19 protein-coding genes are annotated in these 17,998 nt (G+C 75.3%); 6 read left to right on the forward strand and 13 right to left on the reverse strand.

Annotation, left to right across the window (positions count from 1 at the left end; genetic code table 11):
• The first annotated feature begins 87 nt into the window (after positions 1 to 87).
• Positions 88 to 522, forward strand: a complete 435-nt coding sequence (locus ACI8AB_RS03345) for a GNAT family N-acetyltransferase (protein WP_456948950.1) — start codon at positions 88 to 90, stop codon at positions 520 to 522.
• Positions 523 to 552: 30 nt separating this feature from the next.
• Here ACI8AB_RS03345 and ACI8AB_RS03350 read toward each other — a convergent pair whose 3' ends face one another.
• From ACI8AB_RS03350 to ACI8AB_RS03385, 8 genes are all read right to left on the reverse strand, one after another.
• On the reverse strand, positions 553 to 690 hold the full coding sequence (locus tag ACI8AB_RS03350) for a hypothetical protein (protein ID WP_456948951.1): 138 nt from the start codon (positions 688 to 690) through the stop codon (positions 553 to 555).
• Positions 690 to 980, reverse strand: coding sequence for an adenylyltransferase/cytidyltransferase family protein (locus tag ACI8AB_RS03355; RefSeq protein WP_456948952.1), 291 nt, complete (start codon positions 978 to 980; stop codon positions 690 to 692). Before ACI8AB_RS03355 ends, ACI8AB_RS03350 begins: the two co-directional genes overlap by 1 nt.
• Complete coding sequence (locus tag ACI8AB_RS03360; RefSeq protein ID WP_456948953.1) at positions 977 to 1,399, reverse strand: DUF6752 domain-containing protein; 423 nt, start codon at positions 1,397 to 1,399, stop codon at positions 977 to 979. Before ACI8AB_RS03360 ends, ACI8AB_RS03355 begins: the two co-directional genes overlap by 4 nt.
• On the reverse strand, positions 1,396 to 2,994 hold the full coding sequence (locus ACI8AB_RS03365; protein ID WP_456948954.1) for a class I SAM-dependent methyltransferase: 1,599 nt from the start codon (positions 2,992 to 2,994) through the stop codon (positions 1,396 to 1,398). The genes ACI8AB_RS03360 and ACI8AB_RS03365 overlap by 4 nt, the downstream gene beginning before the upstream one ends.
• Before the next feature lie 211 nt (positions 2,995 to 3,205).
• Positions 3,206 to 4,375 (reverse strand): acyl-CoA dehydrogenase family protein, encoded by a 1,170-nt coding sequence (locus ACI8AB_RS03370; RefSeq protein WP_456948955.1) that lies wholly within the window; start codon positions 4,373 to 4,375, stop codon positions 3,206 to 3,208.
• 9 nt (positions 4,376 to 4,384) lie between these two features.
• The gene (gene purE, locus ACI8AB_RS03375; RefSeq protein ID WP_456948956.1) at positions 4,385 to 4,909 is read right to left on the reverse strand and encodes a 5-(carboxyamino)imidazole ribonucleotide mutase; all 525 of its coding nucleotides are present in this window, start codon (positions 4,907 to 4,909) and stop codon (positions 4,385 to 4,387) included.
• Positions 4,910 to 6,112, reverse strand: a complete 1,203-nt coding sequence (locus ACI8AB_RS03380) for a 5-(carboxyamino)imidazole ribonucleotide synthase (protein ID WP_456948957.1) — start codon at positions 6,110 to 6,112, stop codon at positions 4,910 to 4,912.
• Positions 6,113 to 6,146: 34 nt separating this feature from the next.
• Complete coding sequence (locus tag ACI8AB_RS03385; RefSeq protein ID WP_456948958.1) at positions 6,147 to 6,764, reverse strand: SGNH/GDSL hydrolase family protein; 618 nt, start codon at positions 6,762 to 6,764, stop codon at positions 6,147 to 6,149.
• A 149-nt stretch (positions 6,765 to 6,913) separates the two neighbouring features.
• Here ACI8AB_RS03385 and ACI8AB_RS03390 point away from each other — a divergent pair, with 149 nt between their 5' ends.
• Positions 6,914 to 7,444, forward strand: a complete 531-nt coding sequence (locus tag ACI8AB_RS03390) for a GtrA family protein (protein ID WP_456948959.1) — start codon at positions 6,914 to 6,916, stop codon at positions 7,442 to 7,444.
• A gap of 5 nt (positions 7,445 to 7,449) precedes the next feature.
• Here ACI8AB_RS03390 and ACI8AB_RS03395 read toward each other — a convergent pair whose 3' ends face one another.
• The 5 genes from ACI8AB_RS03395 to ACI8AB_RS03415 form a co-directional block, all read right to left on the reverse strand.
• A complete protein-coding gene (locus ACI8AB_RS03395) occupies positions 7,450 to 10,410 on the reverse strand; it encodes an AAA family ATPase (protein WP_456948960.1) in 2,961 nt (986 codons plus the stop codon).
• Positions 10,407 to 11,558, reverse strand: a complete 1,152-nt coding sequence (locus ACI8AB_RS03400) for an exonuclease SbcCD subunit D (RefSeq protein ID WP_456948961.1) — start codon at positions 11,556 to 11,558, stop codon at positions 10,407 to 10,409. The genes ACI8AB_RS03395 and ACI8AB_RS03400 overlap by 4 nt, the downstream gene beginning before the upstream one ends.
• 10 nt (positions 11,559 to 11,568) lie before the next feature.
• Positions 11,569 to 12,789: an acyltransferase family protein gene (locus tag ACI8AB_RS03405; protein WP_456948962.1), complete on the reverse strand. Its 1,221-nt coding sequence runs from the start codon at positions 12,787 to 12,789 to the stop codon at positions 11,569 to 11,571.
• A 374-nt stretch (positions 12,790 to 13,163) separates the two neighbouring features.
• A complete protein-coding gene (locus tag ACI8AB_RS03410; protein ID WP_456948963.1) occupies positions 13,164 to 13,772 on the reverse strand; it encodes a PH domain-containing protein in 609 nt (202 codons plus the stop codon).
• A gap of 31 nt (positions 13,773 to 13,803) precedes the next feature.
• Positions 13,804 to 14,646, reverse strand: a complete 843-nt coding sequence (locus tag ACI8AB_RS03415; protein WP_456948964.1) for a biotin--[acetyl-CoA-carboxylase] ligase — start codon at positions 14,644 to 14,646, stop codon at positions 13,804 to 13,806.
• Between the two features lie 18 nt (positions 14,647 to 14,664).
• Here ACI8AB_RS03415 and ACI8AB_RS03420 point away from each other — a divergent pair, with 18 nt between their 5' ends.
• From ACI8AB_RS03420 to ACI8AB_RS03435, 4 genes are read left to right on the forward strand one after another with little or no spacing between them, the layout of a single operon-like run.
• A complete protein-coding gene (locus tag ACI8AB_RS03420; RefSeq protein WP_456948965.1) occupies positions 14,665 to 16,290 on the forward strand; it encodes an acyl-CoA carboxylase subunit beta in 1,626 nt (541 codons plus the stop codon).
• Entirely contained in the window at positions 16,287 to 16,505 is a 219-nt protein-coding gene (locus ACI8AB_RS03425) for an acyl-CoA carboxylase subunit epsilon (protein WP_456948966.1), read from the forward strand. The genes ACI8AB_RS03420 and ACI8AB_RS03425 overlap by 4 nt, the downstream gene beginning before the upstream one ends.
• Positions 16,502 to 17,110, forward strand: coding sequence for a Maf family protein (locus tag ACI8AB_RS03430; RefSeq protein WP_456948967.1), 609 nt, complete (start codon positions 16,502 to 16,504; stop codon positions 17,108 to 17,110). Before ACI8AB_RS03425 ends, ACI8AB_RS03430 begins: the two co-directional genes overlap by 4 nt.
• Positions 17,111 to 17,166: 56 nt before the next feature.
• Positions 17,167 to 17,919, forward strand: coding sequence for a class I SAM-dependent methyltransferase (locus ACI8AB_RS03435; RefSeq protein ID WP_456948968.1), 753 nt, complete (start codon positions 17,167 to 17,169; stop codon positions 17,917 to 17,919).
• Positions 17,920 to 17,998 lie beyond the last annotated feature (79 nt).

Consider the following 17,998-nt stretch of genomic DNA (forward strand, 5'->3'; position numbering starts at 1 on the left):
CCTCGTCCTCGCCCGCTGGGACCGCGGGGACGCCGCCTCCGTCCGTGAGCTGGCGGGGACGCCGCCTCCGTCCGTGAGCTGGCGGGGATGCTCGCCGCTTACCACCTCGCCACCGAGGCCGAGAAGGGCGCCGCGGTCGCGTCGGTGGACGAGCTGCCCCCGCGCTACCGGGACGAGGTCGCCGGCCCCGTCCGCGCCCTCGCCTCCGTCACGGTGCTGACCGCGGCGGTGGGCGGCGCCGGCTGCGGGTGCGTCGTCGTCTCCCCGCTCGCGGAGGGCACGTCGGAGGTCTGGCGCCTGTGGGTCGGGCCCGCGGCGAGGGGCCGCGGGGTGGGGCGGGCCCTCGTAGACGCCGCGGTCGCGGAGGCGGGGGCGCGGGGCGCCGGCGTGGTCCGGTTGTCCGTCCGGCACTGGAGGACGGCGGCGGTCGCCGTCTACGAGCGCGCCGGCTTCGTGCCGGTCCCCTCCTGGGACGCCTGCCCGGACCTCACCTGCATGGAGCTGCGCCTCCCCGGCGCATGAGGAGGGCGTACCTCGTCGTCCGGCGTGGACTCAGGCCTCGACCGCTGGGGCCGTCCAGCGGATCTGCTCGATGATGGCCGTCGTCGACACCACGGGCGTCCGCGGCAGGTACTCGACCCGGCAGGAGTCTGCCAGGTGGTCGAACCGGCCCGCCCAGTCGTCGCCCATCACGAGGACGTCGGCCCGCTGCTCGAGGAGGTACCGGCGCTTGTCCTCCAGGCGGTGTTCGACGAAGACGCCGTCGACGCCCGGAGCGCCCCCACGATCGCCATGCGGTCGGCGAGGGAGTATACCGGCGAGCGCCCCTTCTTGCTCAGGTTCAGCTCGTCCGAGCTGATCCCGACCACGAGTTCGTCGCCCAGGGCGGCCGCCCGCTCCAGCAGCCGGAGGTGGCCGGCGTGGAAGACGTCGAAGGTGCCGAAGGTGACGACCCGCACCGGCGGCGGTCCCAGGCTCACAGGGTGTCCGGCCGGAGCGAGCTCAGCGCCGCGGGGTCGATGTCCCGGTCGTGCAGCGGCAGGACCAGCTCGGTAACCAGGTCGGTCAGCTCGGCGACGCGCAGGTGCAGACGGCGCTCCTCGTGCAGGCCGTCCCGGACGCGGGCGACCTCCGCGGCCAGCCCCTGCTCCGGCGAACCGGCCGGGCCGTGCACGAGCTCCTCGAGGCGCGCCACCCGGTCGGTGAGCTCCTGGGTCCGCTCCCGCTCGTGCGCGAGCTCGGCGCGCAGCTCGGCGTCGGCGGCCCGCAGCTCGGCGAACTCCTGCTGCAGGGTGGCCAGCTGCCCTTCCAGCTCCAGGCCGGCCGGGGCCAGCACGCGTCGCACGACGCGAGCGGGCCCGGCCAGGGAGCGGCGCGGTGCCGGGGTGTCGATGCTCATGGGTTCCTCCGTCGCAGGGTGATCCGCCAGATGTCGGTGAGCCGCTCCTCCGGGGCGCCGGCCCAGGAGACCGGCTCAACGCACCGGGTCACCTCGTCCGGGACCAGGCGGTGCCGCGCCGCCTCGGCGAGGACCCCGTCGAGGTGCAGGTGGCGGTGAGGGGCGATGCCGGGGTGACCGTGGTCGGCCACGAGGTCGAGGTGGGCCGTGCCGCCGCGGCGCAGCAGCATCCCGCAGAGCCGGAACACGTTGTCCCGCCCGCGGTCCTCCAGCGCGTTGAGCAGTCGGCGACCGAGGACGGTCCAGGCGCCGGGCTGCGCGGCCAGCTCCGCGCCCAGGCGGACGACCGCACGGGTGTCGAGCAGGTTGAGGACGTCGACGGTGACGTCGAGGTCCTGGCCGGCCAGGGCGTCGCGGGCGACGTCGACGGCGTAGCGGGAGAAGTCCACGGCGTGCACGGTTCGCCCGGCCGCGCCCAGCGCCAGGGCGTCGGTGCCCAGCCCGCAGCCGAGGTCGAGGACCGGCGCGTCGGCGCGGGCCTGCTGGTGCAGTGCGCGGGCCAGGCCGCTCATGGCCGCGCCGGGACGCGGGTCGCCGGCGGCCAGCAGGACCTCGTCTTCCCAGCCCTCGCGCTCGACGTTGTAGTCGGCGAACCAGCCGTAGAAGCGGTCCGAGGTCTCGCGCGGGATGTCGAACTGGTACGCCGGGTCCGGAACCCGCCAGCCCGGGCCGAAGAGCTCGACGAGCATCCGTTCGGGCTCCCGCGGCGCGGGCTCGGGGCGCCCCTCGACCAGCACGGTGACCGGCGGGAGGAGCTCCTTGACGTCCGCCTCACACCGGATCGGGAAGTGCTGGTGCCAGCGGCCGTCGAGCAGGAAACCGGTGAAGACGTCCACGTAGTGGTCCGGGACGCCCTCGTGCTCCACGACCACCTGCAGGTGACCGACCGACAGGCGCAGCACGCGGTGACCGGCCTCGCGGAGCAGCCGGCCGAGCTCGAACGCCTCCAGCGCCACGTCGACCGGGTGCCCGTGCCGGCTCAGGTATGCCAGGTCGGCGTCGTCGTCGTGCGGCAGGACGTGCCCGTCCTCCCGGACCGGTCCCAGCAAGGTCCCGCCGGTGACGTACACCCGGTCGCCGAGCCGCGCCTGCAGGAGTTCGCGGATGGCGTCCATCGAATCGAGCATCCGCGCGACCATGACCGGCCCCGCGTCGCCGAGGGCGTGCCCGAGGCGACCCCACTTGTTGACGACGAGCGGACGGTCGTGCCGGTCCACCAGGCGCAGCGGCCCTGGGTCGCCGTCGAGGCTGACCGTGGCCGGGGCCCAGGCGGCGGCGTCGTCCCCGACGGCCCGCAGCTGCACCTCGAAGGTGCCGCGCAGGTGCGGGACCAGCGCCGGCGGCCAGGGCTGGAAGCCCGGACGGGCACCGGTGGCCACCTCGAGTGGCGGCCCGGGGGCCGTCAGCTCCGGGTCCTCCCGGAACGACCAGACCCGGCGGCCGTTGAGGTGGACGTCGAGGACCCGGCCGGCGGGGCCGTCGACCTCGAAGACCAGTCCGTGCCGGGACGGCCGGAGAGCGCGTGAGGCTGTCATGACTCCGTGGAAGTCGGGCCGCCTCGCGGAACGCCGGACACGGGCAACTGCGTCCGAGACGGCGGCTGATGGCCCGATGTTACGGACCGGTCACCACCCGTATACCCGCGGCTCCCCACGGGCGGGACCGCTGGGTCGCCCGGGGCGGGGGCGCACGCGTGGGACCCGCCCGGCCGCCCACACGTGGCGGGACAGCCAGGCGGCGGGCGGCCTACCGCAGCAGGCTGCGGGCGATCACCATGCGCTGGACCTGGTTGGTACCCTCGTAGATCTGGGTGATCTTGGCGTCGCGCATCATGCGCTCGACCGGGAAGTCCTGCGTGTAGCCGGCGCCACCGAAGAGCTGGACGGCGTCGGTGGTGACCTTCATGGCGACGTCGGAGGCGAATGCCTTGGCCGCGGCGCACAGCCGGCCGAGGTCGAGGTCCACCTTGCCGCCGGAGTGGCCGGCCTCGCCGCGGGCGGCGGCGACATAGACCAGGTGCCGGGCGGCCTCGATCTGCATGGCCATGTCGGCGAGCATGAACTGCACGCCCTGGAAGTCGCTGACCGCCTTGCCGAACTGCTTCCGCTCGCGGGTGTACTCCACGGCGGCGTCGAGCGCGCCCTGCGCGACACCCACGGCCTGCGCGCCGATGGTCGGGCGGGTGAAGTCCAGCGTCCGCAGCGCGGTCTTGAAGCCGGTGCCGGGCTCGCCGATGATGCGGTCGGCCGGGATGGCGCAGTCGGTGAAGTAGAGCTCGCAGGTCGGCGAGCCCTTGATGCCCATCTTCCGCTCCTTGGGGCCCACCGCGAAGCCGGGGTCGTCGCGGTGGACGACGAAGGCGGAGATGCCGTTGGCCCGCTTCTCCGGGTCGGTGACGGCCATGACCGTGTACCACTCGGAGACGCCGGAGTTGGTGATCCAGGCCTTGGTGCCGTTGAGCACCCAGGTGTCGTCCTCGAGCCGGGCGCGGGTCTTCATCGAGGCGGCGTCGGAGCCGGCCTCGCGCTCGGACAGGCCGTAGCTGATCATCGCCCGGCCCTCGGCGATCGACGGCAGGACCTCCTGCTTGAGGTCCTCCGACGCCGAGAGGATGACGGGCATCGAGCCGAGCTTGTTGACCGCCGGGATGAGCGACGCCGAGACGTCGACCCGGGCGACCTCCTCGATGACGATGCAGGTGGCAATCGCGTCCGCGCCCTCGCCGCCGTAGGTCTCGGGGATGTGCGTGGCGTGGAAGCCGGCCGCCGTTAGCGCCTTCTGCGCCTCGATCGGGAAGCGGGAGTTCGCGTCGACGTCCGCGGCGTGCGGGGCGATCTCGCGCTCGGCGAGGTCGCGGACCGCGGCCCGGATCGCGTCGTGCTCCTCGGTCAGCTGGTACAGCCCGCTCGTACTCACGGGTAGATGCTAGGACGTCCCAGCAGATCCGCCGTGGCCGGTCAGCCGGGCCCGCAGCGCCGCGTCGCGGGCGACGACGGAGTCGGCCAGGTCGGCCTGGAACCGCTCGACGGCGGCCCGCAGCCCCGGGTCGGCCGCGGCGAGGATGCGCACCGCGAGCAGGCCGGCGTTGCGGCCGCCGCCGATCGACACCGTGGCGACCGGGACGCCCGCGGGCATCTGCACGATCGACAGTAGGCTGTCCAGGCCGTCGAGGCGGTCCAACGGCCGCGGCACGCCGACCACCGGGAGCGGGGTGGCCGCGGCGAGCATGCCCGGCAGGTGCGCCGCTCCCCCGGCGCCGGCGACCAGCACCCGCAGCCCGCGCCCGGCCGCCAAGCCGGCGTAGTCGAGCATCCGCTGCGGCGTGCGGTGCGCAGACAGGACGTGCACCTCGTACGGGACGCCGAACTCCGCGAGCGCCTCCGCGGCCGGCTCCATCGTGGGCCAGTCCGAGTCGCTGCCCATCACGATGCCGACGAGGGGCTCGCTCACTCAGTGCTCCTCGGGGAAGGCGAACGCGGGGTCGACCACGCCGTCGGCGAGGTAGCGGGCCGCGGCGACGGCGCGGGCGCGGACCTCCGGGAGGTCCTCCCCCAGCGCCGTCACGTGGCCGAGCTTGCGGCCGGGGCGCTGGCCCTTGCCGTACCAGTGCAGCTTGACGTCGGGCCAGTGCGCCATGAGGTGGTGGACGCGCTCGTCGAGGCCCGGGCCGTCCCAGCCCGGCTCCGACCCGCGGCCGCCCAGCACGTTGGCCATGACGACGGCGGGCGCGGCCATCGCCGTCGACCCGAGCGGGTAGTCGAGGACGGCGCGCAGGTGCTGCTCGAACTGGCTGGTGCGCGCGCCCTCGATCGTCCAGTGCCCGGAGTTGTGCGGGCGCATCGCCAGCTCGTTGACCAGCACGCCGTCAGGGGCCTGGAACAGCTCGACGGCCATGACGCCGACGACGCCGACCCGGTCGGCGACCCGGACGGCGAGCTCCTGCGCGGCCAGCGCGGTCGCCTCGTCGAGGTCCGGGGCGGGGGCGAGGACCTCGGTGTTGATGCCGTCGCGCTGCACGGTCTCCACGACCGGCCAGACGGCGACCTGCCCGAACGGCGAGCGGGCCACCAGCACCGCGAGCTCGCGGACCAGCGGGACCCGCTCCTCGACCAGCAGGGTCCCGTGCCGCTCGAGCAGCTCGGCCACCTCGTCGGGCCCGCGGACGACGAAGACACCCCGGCCGTCGTAGCCGCCGCGCGGGGCCTTCACCACGACCGGCCAGCCGACCTCCTCGGCGAACGCGGTCACCTCGTGCACCGTGCGCGCGTCCGTCCACGACGGCTGGGGCTCCCCGGCGGCGGCCAGGGCGCGGCGCAGGACGAGCTTGTCCTGGGCGTGGACCAGCGCGTCGGGGCCGGGGGCGACGCGGACGCCCTCGGCGGCCAGCGTCCGCAGGTGTTCGGTGGGCACATGCTCGTGGTCGAAGGTGAGCACGGTGGCGCCCTCGGCCGCGGCGCGCAGCGCGTCAAGGTCGCGGTGGTCGCCGATCCGGACGTCGGCCGCCACCAGTGCCGCGGACTCGTCGGGGCCGGTGGACAGCACGCGCAGCGACTGGCCGAGCGCGATCGCGGCCTGGTGGGTCATCCGCGCCAGCTGCCCGCCGCCCACCATGGCCACGACGGGCAGGCCGGTCCGCGGGTCGAGTGAGGTCATCGCACGGCCGAGGCTAGTCGTCGCCGCCGGCGCCTCACCCACCGGCGGCCTGGGCGAGGACGGTGGCGCGCAGTGTGCGTCCGACCTCGTCGGCCACCTCCTGAACCGGGTGGACGCCGTCGACGCTGGCGCCGGCCACCCACTGCTCACCCTGCCGGGCCATCTCCCAGGGGTCGACGAAGGTCCACCCCTGCTCGACCGCGACCTGGTAGAGCCGATCGTTGTAATCGGTGGCGGCTTCCGGGCGGCCGGGGCCCGGCGGGATCGCCGACACGACGACGGTGTCGATCCTCAGGGTTCTCGTGATCGTCAGGACGTTGTCCCTGCTGGCCGCCCAGTCGACGCCCCGGGCGATGTCGTTGGTCCCGGCCATCACGACCAGTACGTCACCGTCGACCTTCTGGACACCGGTGCGCAGGTCCGCGGTGGTGGCCCCCGGCACCGCCCAGCCGCCCCCGAGCTTCACCGGGGCACCGAGCGCAGCGGGCACCCAGGAGCCCTCGCCCTCCACCCGGCCGTCGGCCAGGGGCTGGGTGCCGGCGGTCAGCGAGTCGCCGACGACGACGAGGACGACCTCGTCCGGATCGGTGTCGTCCGCCGCGACGTCCGAGGTGGCCGTGCAGGCGACCAGGGACAACACGACGAGCAGCACGGCCGCACCGGCCCGGGCCACTCGGAGCGGCCGGGACGGACGGGGACGGGAACGCATGCGCGGATTGTCGCGCGTGACCGGCGCCCGGCCCTGGAGCCCGCACCGCACGGCGGGGTGGCGGGAGCCCCCGGCCCGTACAGTCGGTGCTCATGGCGCTCCTCCCGGCCCTCCGCCGCCGCGCCGGGAGCACCTGGCGCCTGCTGCTGAAGGAGCTGAGCGCCTTCGGAGCCGTCGGTGCAGGGTGCTTCGTCCTCGACGTCGTCCTGTTCCAGCTGCTGTACGCCTCGGGCACCGGCGCGGTGACGGCGAAGCTGGCCTCCACGTCGATGTCCACCACCGCGGCTTACGTCGGGCACCGGTTCTGGTCCTTCGCGCACCGCGAGCACACCGGCTACCGGCGCGAGTACGTCGCGTTCGTCTTGGTGAACGGCGTGACGATGCTCATAGGGCTGGCGCTGATCGCGTTCGTGCGTCACCCGCTGGGCCAGGAGCACGCACTGGTGCTGCAGGTGGCCAACGTGGTGTCCATCGGGCTCGGCACGGTGGTGCGCTGGTTCGCCTACCGCCGGTGGGTCTTCCCGGCGAGGGCCGTCGCCACGGCCGAGCCGGAGCCCGTCCCGCCCCGGGCACACCCCGGACGTCGGGTGGCGGGCGTCGACCCGGCCGTCAGCGGGACCTGAGCCGCTCACGCTGCCAGGCGCGAGCCCGACCGCCCCGCCACGACCTCCAGCCGGGTGGGGATGCGGGTGCGCAGCTCCTCCAGGTGGCTGATTACGCCGACGGTCCGCCCGCCGCGGCGCAGCTCGTCGAGCACGCCCATGACCGCGTCGAGCGCCTGCGCGTCGAGGGTGCCGAAGCCCTCGTCGACGAACAGGGTGTCCATCTGCACCCCGCCGGCCTCGGCGGTGACGACGTCGGCCAGGCCCAGGGCCAGGGCCAGGGAGGCCATGAAGCTCTCCCCGCCCGACAGGGTCTTCGTCGGCCGCCGCACGCCGGTGTACTCGTCGAGGACGTCGAGGCCCAGGCCGCCGCGGGCGCCGTGGCGGCCCAGCGCGTCGCTGTGCAGGAAGGTGTAGCGGCCGCGGGACATCTCCTGCAGCCGCCTGCTGGCCACCTCGGCGACCTGCTCGAGCCGAGCGGCGAGCACGAACGACTGCAGCCGCATCCGCAGCGTGTTCGCCCCGCGCCCGCCGACCAGGTCGGCCAGGCCCGAGACCTGCTCGGCGCGGGCCCGCCGCTCGGCCAGCTCGACCTCGGCCGAGACGACGTCGCCGGCCAGCGCGTCGAGGGCGTCCGCGCAGCGGCGGGCCTGGTCGAGCGCGGTCACGGCGTCCTCGCGGCGGGCGGTCAGCTCCGCGCAGCGCTGCTGCCCGGCCGCGACGTCGGGGCGCTCGCCGAGGTCGGTGAGCTCGGGGTCGGCGAGGGTGGCGACGACGACGGCGTGCGCCTCGTCGTGCTCGCGCAGCCGACGGTCCAGCGCGGCCAGCCGGCCGTCCTCCAGCAGGGCGGCGGCCGCCTCCCCCACGCCGGCGAACCCGGCCGCGGCGGCGCGCTGCTCCGCGGCGTCCCGGGCCTCCCCGGCGGCGGTGCGGGCGCGGCCCTCCTCCTCGGCGGCGGCGACGGCGGCCTCGCAGCGGGCGGCCTCGGCGGTGAGCCGCGCGACGCGGGCCGGCAGGTCCCGGTCCTCCCCGCGGGCGGCGTGGAGGCGGGCGGCCAGCTCGGCGTGGGTCTCGGCGCGGGCGGCGTGCTCGGCGGTGACCCGCTGCAGCGCCTCGCGGTCGGCGGCCAGCGCCGTGGCGGCGGCGTCGCGCCGCTGCTCGGCCGCCGCCAGCTCGCGGCGGGCGGCCTCCACCCCGCGGGCCAGCGCCGCCACCTCGGCGCGCTCGGCCGCCGCGGCCGCCGCCCGCCCGGCCAGCTCCGCGGCCGGCAGCTCCCCGGCCTGCGCGCGCAGCACCGCGAGCTGCCGCTCGAGCTCCTCGACCGCCCGGCCGGCGGCGGTGCGCCGCTCCTCGGCGGCGTCGACGGCGGCGCGGGCGCGCTCCTCGTCGTCGGCGGTGACCGCGGGGCCGGCCGGCACCGCGGGGCGCGGGTGCTCGGCCGAGCCGCAGACCGGGCAGTCGGCGCCGTCGGTCAGCCCGGCGGCGAGCTCGGCGGCCATGCCCTCCAGCCGGGCGGTGCGGACCTCGACCAGCCGCTCGCGGGCCTCCAGCCAGCCCAGCCGGGCGGCGTCGGCGGCCTTGGCGGCGCGGTCGAGCCGGCCGGTCACCTCCGCGGCGCGGGTGGCCGCCTCCAGCGCGGCGCGGGCGGCCTCGTCGGCGGCGGTGAGGCCGGGCAGGCGGGCGGCCGCGGCCTGCGCCGCGTCGAGCCGCGCCTGCGCCGCGGCGACCCGGGCGGGCTCCTCCTCGACGGCGCGGGCGCCGGCGGCGACCCGGCCGGTGAGCCGTTCGCCCTCGCGGGCCAGGCGGGCGACCTCGGCGGCCAGCTCCGCGGCGCGGTCGGCCTCGGGCAGCAGGGCCCGCACCGCGGCGGCGGCGTCGCGCAGCTCCCGGGCCGGCTCCGGGCCGGCCGGGCGCCCGCCGGAGACCGCGGCCCAGGCGGCCTCGGCGGCCTCCCGGGCGGTGGCGGTCCGCTCGGCGGCGCGGGCGGCGCGCCCGGCGGCGTCCAGCACGTCGCGCAGCACCTCGGCGCGGCGGCCGGCGTCGGCCCGGTCCCGCAGCGGCGCCAGCTCCGGCTCGCGCGCGGTGAGCCGCTCCAGCTCGGCGCGGGCCCGGTCGCGGCGGGCGTGCCGGTCGGCCAGCGCCCGCGCGGCGGCGAGCTCCGCCTCGGCCCGGGTGCTCGCGGCGGCGGCGTCGTCGGCCTCGGCGGCCGCGGCGACCAGCCGCTCGGCCGCCCGGCCCCGCACCCCGGTCACCCAGGCGCCGACCGAGGCGCCGGGGCGGGCGCCGACCAGCTCGGGGGCGAGCTCCTCGGGCACCTCGACGTCGGCGATCTGGGCGACGCGGTGCAGCAGCGTGCTGACCCGGTGCCGGTCGGCGCGCAGCTCCTCCTCCGCGGCCCGCCGCTCCCCGGCCAGCCAGTCCTCGGCGCGGGCGAACCGGTCGACGTCGAACAGGGTGCGCAGCAGCCGGCCGCGGTCCTCGGGCTCGGCGCGCAGGAAGCGGGCGAAGTCGCCCTGGGGCAGCAGCACCACCTGGCAGAACTGCTCGGCCGACAGGCCCAGCCGCACCCGCAGGTACTCCGAGCCCTCGTCGATGCGGGTGCTCACCGGCTCCCAGCCGTCGGCCGTGTGGCGCTGCACGGTGAGCTTGGCCTGCTCGGTGGTCTCCCCGGTGCCGCGCTTCTTCGGCCGGGGCTGCTCCGGGCGGCGGACGACCAGGAGCCGCTCGCCGGCGAGGGTCAGCTCGCAGGAGACCTCGGTGCGGGTGGCTGCGTCGGCGTGGTCGCTGCGCAGCCGGCGGGCCTCGCCGCGGGCGCCCGGGACGGTGCCGTAGAGCGCGAACACCACGGCGTCGAGCAGCGTCGTCTTGCCCGCGCCGGTGGGGCCCCAGAGCAGGAACAGCCCGTCGCGGGCCACCTCGTCGACCCGGACGGTCTCGGTGCCGGCGAAGGGCCCGAAGGCGGTGAGGGTGAGGGTGTGCAGCCTCACCGGGCGAGCTCCTCGCGGCCCGCGGCGCCCAGCGCCCGGGCCAGCAGGTCGCGCTCGGCGGGCGTGACGCCCACCCCGCCGCGGACGTGCGCGACGAACTCCCCCGCGACGTCGAGGTCGTCCCGGCCGCGCAGCCGCTCCTGGTAGCTGCGGCCGTCGCCGCCGGCGGTGCCGCCGATCCACTCCAGGTGCACGCAGTGGCCGAACCGGGTGCGCAGCGCGCGCATCGGGTCGGCGGGGCGGACGGGGTCGGTGAGCCGGGCGGACACCCAGGCCTCCTCGGCGGCGGTGTGGGCGGGGTCGGCGAGCAGGTCGTCGAGGGTGCCGGTGAGCACGGTCAGCGGCCGGGGCGCGGGCAGCGGCACGGACCGGACGCCGGCCAGCCCGCCGGCGTCGAGGTCGACCAGCCACACCTGCTTGTCCTGCCCGGCCTCGCCGAAGGAGTACCCCAGCGGGGAGCCGCTGTAGCGCATCCGGTCGCTGAGGGTCTGCGGGCGGTGCAGGTGTCCCAGCGCCACGTAGTCGACGCCGTCGAACACCGGCGCCGGCACCACGTCGACCCCGCCGACGCAGATGTCGCGCTCGCTGTCGCTGGCCACCCCGCCGCCGACGAAGGCGTGCGCGAGCACCACCGAGCGGGTGCCGGGGCGCAGGAACAGGTCGGCGCGCACCCGGTCCATCGCCGCCCGCAGGACGCCCTCGTGGCTGCGCGCGTCCGGCACGCCGAGCTCGTGCCGGGCGATCTCCGGCTCGAGGTAGGGCAGCCCGTAGACGGCGACCTCGCCGTGCGCGTCGGCCAGCAGCACCGGCTCGTCCAGCCGCGCGGTCTCGGCGCGGACGTGCAGCCCGGCCTTGGTCAGCAGCGAGGAGAAGGTGCCCAGCCGCCGCGCCGAGTCGTGGTTGCCCGGGGTGAGGACGACCGTGGCGCCGGCGCCGACCAGGCGGCCGACCACCCGGTCGAGCACGGCCTGCGCGTCGGCCGAGGGCACCGCCCGGTCGTAGACGTCCCCGGCCACGACGACGGCGTCGACGCCCTCGTCGGCCACGACCCGGGCCAGCCCGGACAGCACCGCCTCCTGCTCGGCGAGCAGCTCCGCGCCGTGCAGCGACCGCCCGATGTGCCAGTCCGAGGTGTGCAGCAGCCGCATGGATCCGAAGCTAAATGGCCGCGGGGACGTTTCGCGGCACCGGCTGCTCCTGGGTGCCTGACGACACCGGAGCCATGACCGGCACCGCCGGGAGAGCTGGCTCTGTCGTCACGGCTGTGCTCCGTCCCACGGACCGGGGCGTGGGCACGGCCGGAAGAGTCGCCTGGTGAGGGGTGGAGGGGCGGCGGGTGACGAGGTCCTTCGCAGGCCGCTCCACCAGGAGCCAGCTCAGCACGGCCAGGATGAGGGTCAGCGTCATGACCTGGAGGACGAGCGGGACCCACCCGTGGTCGGCACCGAAGAGAACCAGCAGCTGGGTGGACGGCCAGGAGTACACGTAGACCCCGTAGGACACGTCGTGGGTCTTCACCAGCTGGGGCGAGGGGAGCGCCGAGGCGAGCCAGAGCAGCGAGTAGGCGAACAGTGGCGCCACTAGCTGAGCGCCCCATGCTGTCTGCCACATGACGACGAGGATGGCCAGGCCGGACGCCGGCAACGCAAGATACCAGCGCAGCAGGCAGCGGTCCTTGACCACGAAGACAACAGCTCCACCCAAGAAGTACGGGAGCAGGTCGACGAGCATGGCGAAGTCCCAGTTACCCCCCGTGTACGAGGACAGGGTCGCCATTTGCGCCTTGGCCAGGACACTGACGACGAACATCGCGATGATCGGCCACGGCCTCCGGCGGACCACGGGCACGATCGCCCCGATCCCGATCAGCACGTAGCAGAGAAACTCGAAGTACAAGCTCCACAGCGAGCCGTTCCACACGTGCGGGTACGGGACGTCGGCCAGCGTCCCGGCCACCGTGTAGTCCCAGATCTTGAGCAGGGCGTTGCCGAAGACGAAGTTCACAGGGGTGTTCGGAGAAGTGAGAAACCCATTGATAGTCCCGTTCTGGACGACGTAGGCAATGGGGGCGAAGACGAACGCAATGACAGTGAGACAGACAAGATAACCGGGCATGATGCGCGCCACCCGGTTGATGAAGAAGCGAGCTCCGTCGGACCGGAGTCGCGAGCCTGTGATCAAGTACCCGGAGAGGGCGAAGAACCCGACGACCGCCCAGCTGCCCGGGGTCTTCCCGGCCCAGAGTGGTTCAGTCCTCCCGGAGATCGGGAGGCTGTGCGAGAGGAGGACCGTCAGGGCCAGCCCCAACCGGATCAGGTTGAGCGAGTTGTCCCGCGGATCCAGGGTCCAGCGCCCGCGGACCGCCGTATCGGACGCCACCCCTCCATGCCGTGGGGACCTCCGACGTCCCGACGACCGCGCTTCGCTCTGTCGGACGGGGTGCACCGCCTGGGCCACGGGATCCTCTTCTCGTCGACTGCCGGACCGGTTCGTCTAGTCCGACACAGGACGCTAGGGACGTCTGAAGGCCACGTTGAGCTGCGCATGCGACGAAGTGCCGTCGGCAACTTGTCAGGTCAGCACAAGGCGTGGTGCACGGGACCCCAGGCGTCACGTCCGTCCCCGGGACCCTCCGCACTGGGGACCTCGCGATGCATCCCGCCTCCTCCCGGTGTCCGCCCGCCGGAGTTCCTGTGACCCGGCGCGTCCTGACGGGGCCGGCCAGCCCGGCCGGGCTAGAGGTCGGTGGTAGCTCAGGACGGCGCGATGGAGTGACTCCGCTTGCGGCGCGAGCGGAGGGGTCGGCCGTGGTTCAGGTTCGGCCCCCAGGGTTCGTGCAGGTCGCCGTAAGGGGCCGCCACATGCTCCCGCCCGTCGGCCGCCTCCTCGATCAGCTCGGTCAGCAGTCGTTGCACTTCTCCGATCACCGGTACCCAGTGCAGGACCGCGGGGCCGCCCTCGCCGGCGGTCTCGACGGTCAGCGTCCCCGAGCGCAGCACCCGCTGCCGGAGCGTCTGGTGGATCGAGACGTCCGTGACGCGCGACAGCGGCACGTCCCGGCCGCGGCGGGACAGCACGCCCGAGCGGACCAGCAGCCGGTGCGTGGTGACGACGGTGTGCGTGGTCCGCCAGCGCAGCACCGGCCGGACGACGAGCACGGCGAGGGCGACCAGCACCGCCGCCAGCAGCGCCATCCGCAGGACGCCCTGCTGGCGTCCGGCCGGGACGAGGGCGGCGAGGTAGGAGCCGGCGCCCACGACGGCGAACAGCCCGGTCACGGGCCAGAACAACGTCGTCCAGTGCGGGTGCAGGTGGACGACGACCTCCTCGTCGTCGGCCAGCAGCCTGTCGGGGTAGGGCACCCGGCCAGGATGACCGAGCGCGGACCGCGCGTCAGGCTCCGGCGGGGCGTGTCCGGACGTGCCGCACGTCTCCGCTGGCCAGCTCCACCGTGCCGCCGTCGGTGCGGACCACCAGCCGGCCGTCCCAGTCGACGGCGGTCGCGGTGCCGCTCAGCGTCGAGCCGTCGGGCAGCGTGACGGTCACCTCGGCGCCGACCGTCGAGCACCAGGCGAGGTAGTCCGCGGCCAGGCCGGTGGCGACCGGGTCGCCGAGCGCCGCCGTCCAGGCCAGGTAGCGGCGCTCGAGCGCGCGGAGGTAGGCCAGCAGGACCGGCCCGCGGTCGACCGGGGCGCCGGTGACCAGCGTCAGTGACGACCCGGTGGGCGGCAGCTCCTCCCGGCGGGTGGTGACGTTGAGCCCGGTGCCGACCACCACCGCGGTCCCCGTGGCCTCGGCCAGGATCCCGGCGAGCTTGGCGCCGTCGACGGCGAGCAGGTCGTTGGGCCACTTGAGCGAGGTGCGCACGCCGGTGACCTCGCCGACGGCCTCGGCCAGCGCCACGCCGGTGAGCAGCGGCAGCCAGCCGCGGCGGGCGGCCGGGACGTCGGGGCGCAGGAGCACCGAGACGGTGAGCCCGGCCCGCGGCGGGGAGGTCCAGGTGCGGTCGAGCCGGCCCCGCCCGGCGGCCTGGTGCTCGGCGACGAGGACCGCGCCCTCGGGCAGGTCGTCGTCGGCGGCCCGCTCCGCGAGGACCGCGTTGGTGGAGCCGACCTCCTCGACGACCTCCAGCGAGCGCCACAGCCGGCTGTCCCTGGTGAGCGCGGTCTGCAGCGCCGCGGCGTCGAGCGGGGGGCGGTCCAGCTCCGACCAGCGGGCGGAGGGCGTGTCGGGCACTCCCCTACGCTACGGGCCGTGAGTGCGGCTGAACTGGAGAGCGCCGGCGAGCACGTCCCCGGCGACATCGACATCCACACGACCGCCGGCAAGCTGGCGGACTTCGAGCGCCGCGTCCAGGAGGCCACGCACGCCGGCTCCGAGCGGGCGGTGGAGAAGCAGCACGCGGCGGGCAAGATGACCGCCCGCGAGCGGATCGAGGCACTGCTGGACCCGGGCTCGTTCACCGAGCTCGACGAGTTCGCCCGCCACCGCTCCACCAACTTCGGCATGGACGCCCGGCGGCCGTTCGGTGACGGCGTCGTCACCGGCTACGGGACGGTCGACGGCCGCCCGGTGTGCGTGTTCTCCCAGGACGTCACCGTCTTCGGCGGCAGCCTCGGCGAGGTCTACGGCGAGAAGATCGTCAAGGTCCTCGACCTGGCCGTCCGCAACGGCTGCCCGGTCATCGGGATCAACGAGGGCGGCGGCGCGCGCATCCAGGAGGGCGTGGTCTCCCTCGGCCTCTACGGCGAGATCTTCCGGCGCAACGTGCACGCCTCCGGTGTCGTCCCGCAGATCTCGCTGGTCATGGGCGCCGCGGCCGGCGGGCACGTCTACTCCCCCGCGCTCACCGACTTCATCGTCATGGTCGACCAGACCAGCCAGATGTTCATCACCGGTCCCGACGTCGTGAAGACCGTGACCGGCGAGGACGTCACCCTCGAGGAGCTCGGCGGCGCCCGCACGCACAACACCAGGTCCGGCGTCGCGCACTACCTGGCCGAGGACGAGGCCGACGCGCTCGACTACGTCAAGGCGCTGCTGTCCTACCTGCCGAGCAACAACCTCGACCCGCTGCCGGCCGTCGAGGTCGCCCCGGCCGACACGACGCCGGACGGCGTCACGGACTCCGACCACGAACTCGACACGGTCGTCCCGGACTCGCCGAACACCCCCTACGACATGCACACCGTCATCGAGCACGTGCTCGACGACGGCGAGTTCCTCGAGGTGCAGGCGCTGTTCGCGCCGAACATCGTGGTCGGCTTCGGCCGGGTCGAGGGCCGGCCGGTCGGCGTCGTGGCCAACCAGCCCACCCAGTTCGCCGGCACGCTGGACATCGACGCCAGCGAGAAGGCGGCCCGGTTCGTGCGCACCTGCGACGCCTTCAACGTCCCGGTGCTCACCTTCGTCGACGTCCCGGGTTTCCTCCCCGGGACGTCGCAGGAGTGGGAGGGGATCATCCGCCGCGGCGCGAAGCTCATCTACGCCTACGCCGAGGCCACGGTCCCGAAGATCACGGTCATCACGCGCAAGGCGTACGGCGGCGCCTACGACGTCATGGGGTCCAAGCACCTCGGCGCCGACCTGAACCTCGCCTGGCCGACCGCGCAGGTCGCCGTCATGGGCGCCCAGGGCGCGGTGAACATCCTCTACCGGCGCGAGCTGGCCGACTCCCCGGACGCCGACGCCCGCCGCGCGGAGCTCATCACCGAGTACGAGGACGCGCTGCTGTCGCCGTACGTCGCGGCCGACCGCGGGTACGTGGACCAGGTGATCCGCCCCTCGGAGACCCGCATCGAGATCACCAAGGCGCTGCGGCTGCTGGCCAACAAGCGCCAGACGCTGCCCCCGAAGAAGCACGGGAACATCCCCCTGTGAGTGAAGACGCGCAGCGCCCGCTGCTGCGGGTGGTCCGCGGCGAGCCCACCGCCGAGGAGCTCGCCGCCCTCACCGTCGTCGTGGCCGCGCTCTCGCAGCGCCGGCCGCGGCGGCGCCCGACCCCGGTCGGTGCGTGGGCGAGCCGGGCCGACGCGCACCGGCAGCCGCTGCAGCCCGGCCCCGGCGGCTGGCGCGCATCCGGGAGGTTCGCGTGAGCGGTATCCGCAGGCTGGTGCTCGCCTCGGCGTCCCCGGCCCGGCTGGCGCTGCTGCGCCAGGCGGGCCTCGCGCCCGAGGTCGTGGTCAGCGACGTCGACGAGACCACGGTGACGGCGCCGCGCGTCGCCGAGCGGGTCGCCCTGCTGGCGTCGGCCAAGGCGTCGGCCGTCGCCGCGCGGGAGGACGACGCCCTGGTGGTGGGCGCGGACTCGCTGCTGGAGTTCCGCGGCCAGCCGATGGGCAAGCCGGCCGACGCCGCCGAGGCGCGGGAGCGCTGGCGGCGGATGTCGGGCCGCTCGGGCGTGCTGCACACCGGCCAGGCGCTGCTCGACGTCCGCGGCGGGGCGGTCGAGTCCCGCGACGTCGTCGTGACCTCGACCGTCGTGTACTTCGCCACCCCGACGGCCGCGGAGGTCGAGGCCTACCTGGCCACCGGCGAGCCGCTGGCGGTCGCGGGCGCGTTCACCCTCGACGGCCTCGGCGCCCCGTTCGTGCGCCGGGTCGAGGGCGACCCGGCGTCGGTGGTCGGGCTGTCGCTGGCCGCGCTGCGGGAGCAGCTGCGCCGCCGCGGGCTCACGGTCACCGACCTCTGGCGGCGCTGACCAGCACGGATCCCGCGGCCCTGGCTGCCACCCGCCGACCGGCCTAGGGTCCGGCCGTGGACACACGCTCCCTGCGCACGGCGTGGGACACCTTCGGCTCGCGGGACCCGATGTGGGCGGTGCTCACCGAGCCCGACCGCCGCGGCGGGCGCTGGGACCCCGAGGAGTTCTTCGCGACCGGCGTCCGCGTGGTCGACGACGTCATGGCGCTGGCCGACTCCCTCCGGCTGCCGGCCCGGCGGGAGACGGCGCTGGACTTCGGCTGCGGGGTGGGCCGGCTGACCCAGGCCCTGGCCCGGCACTTCGACCGGGTCACCGGGGTGGACATCGCGCCGTCGATGCTCGCCGAGGCGCGCCGGCACGACCCCGGGGGCCGCTGCACCTTCGTCCACAACGAGGCGGCGGACCTGTCGGTGTTCCCCGACGACAGCTTCGACCTGGTGCTGTCGACGATCGTGCTGCAGCACATGCCGCCCGAGCTGTCGCTGCGCTACGCCGAGGAGTTCGGCCGGGTGCTGCGGCCCGGCGGGCTGGCGGTCTTCGCCGTCCCCACCGGCCCGTCGGACACCCTGGTCGGCCGGCTGTACCGGACGGTGCCCCGGCCGTTGGTGCACGCCTACGTCCGGCGGCGGTTCGGCGCGGTGCTGCAGATGCACGGCCTGCCGATGGAGGTCCTGCTGCCCCGCCTGACCGAGCGCGGCCTGGTGGTGCTGCGGGTCCAGCCCGACGACAGCCCGGGGCCCAACTGGCGGGGGTTCCGGTACGCCGTCACCAAGCCGTACGCCGTCAGCAAGCCGGCCGCCGGCTGAGCCGCGCTCTCGGCTCCCCGCCCTATTGCGGGCGGGCGGGCGGGCGCTGGCTAGAGTCCGACCGGTCCGTCTTCGAGGG

It is taken from the genome of Geodermatophilus sp. SYSU D00698, assembly GCF_054050335.1.

What these genes read in the sequence shown, in the direction of transcription:
- ACI8AB_RS03345 (WP_456948950.1), top strand. Translation starts at nt 88, where the DNA reads ATGCTCGCCGCTTACCACCTCGCCACCGAGGCCGAGAAGGGCGCCGCG.
- ACI8AB_RS03350 (WP_456948951.1), bottom strand. Translation starts at nt 690, where the DNA reads ATGGGCGACGACTGGGCGGGCCGGTTCGACCACCTGGCAGACTCCTGC.
- ACI8AB_RS03360 (WP_456948953.1), bottom strand. Translation starts at nt 1,399, where the DNA reads ATGAGCATCGACACCCCGGCACCGCGCCGCTCCCTGGCCGGGCCCGCT.
- ACI8AB_RS03365 (WP_456948954.1), bottom strand. Translation starts at nt 2,994, where the DNA reads ATGACAGCCTCACGCGCTCTCCGGCCGTCCCGGCACGGACTGGTCTTC.
- ACI8AB_RS03380 (WP_456948957.1), bottom strand. Translation starts at nt 6,112, where the DNA reads ATGACCTCACTCGACCCGCGGACCGGCCTGCCCGTCGTGGCCATGGTG.
- ACI8AB_RS03390 (WP_456948959.1), top strand. Translation starts at nt 6,914, where the DNA reads ATGGCGCTCCTCCCGGCCCTCCGCCGCCGCGCCGGGAGCACCTGGCGC.
- ACI8AB_RS03400 (WP_456948961.1), bottom strand. Translation starts at nt 11,558, where the DNA reads ATGCGGCTGCTGCACACCTCGGACTGGCACATCGGGCGGTCGCTGCAC.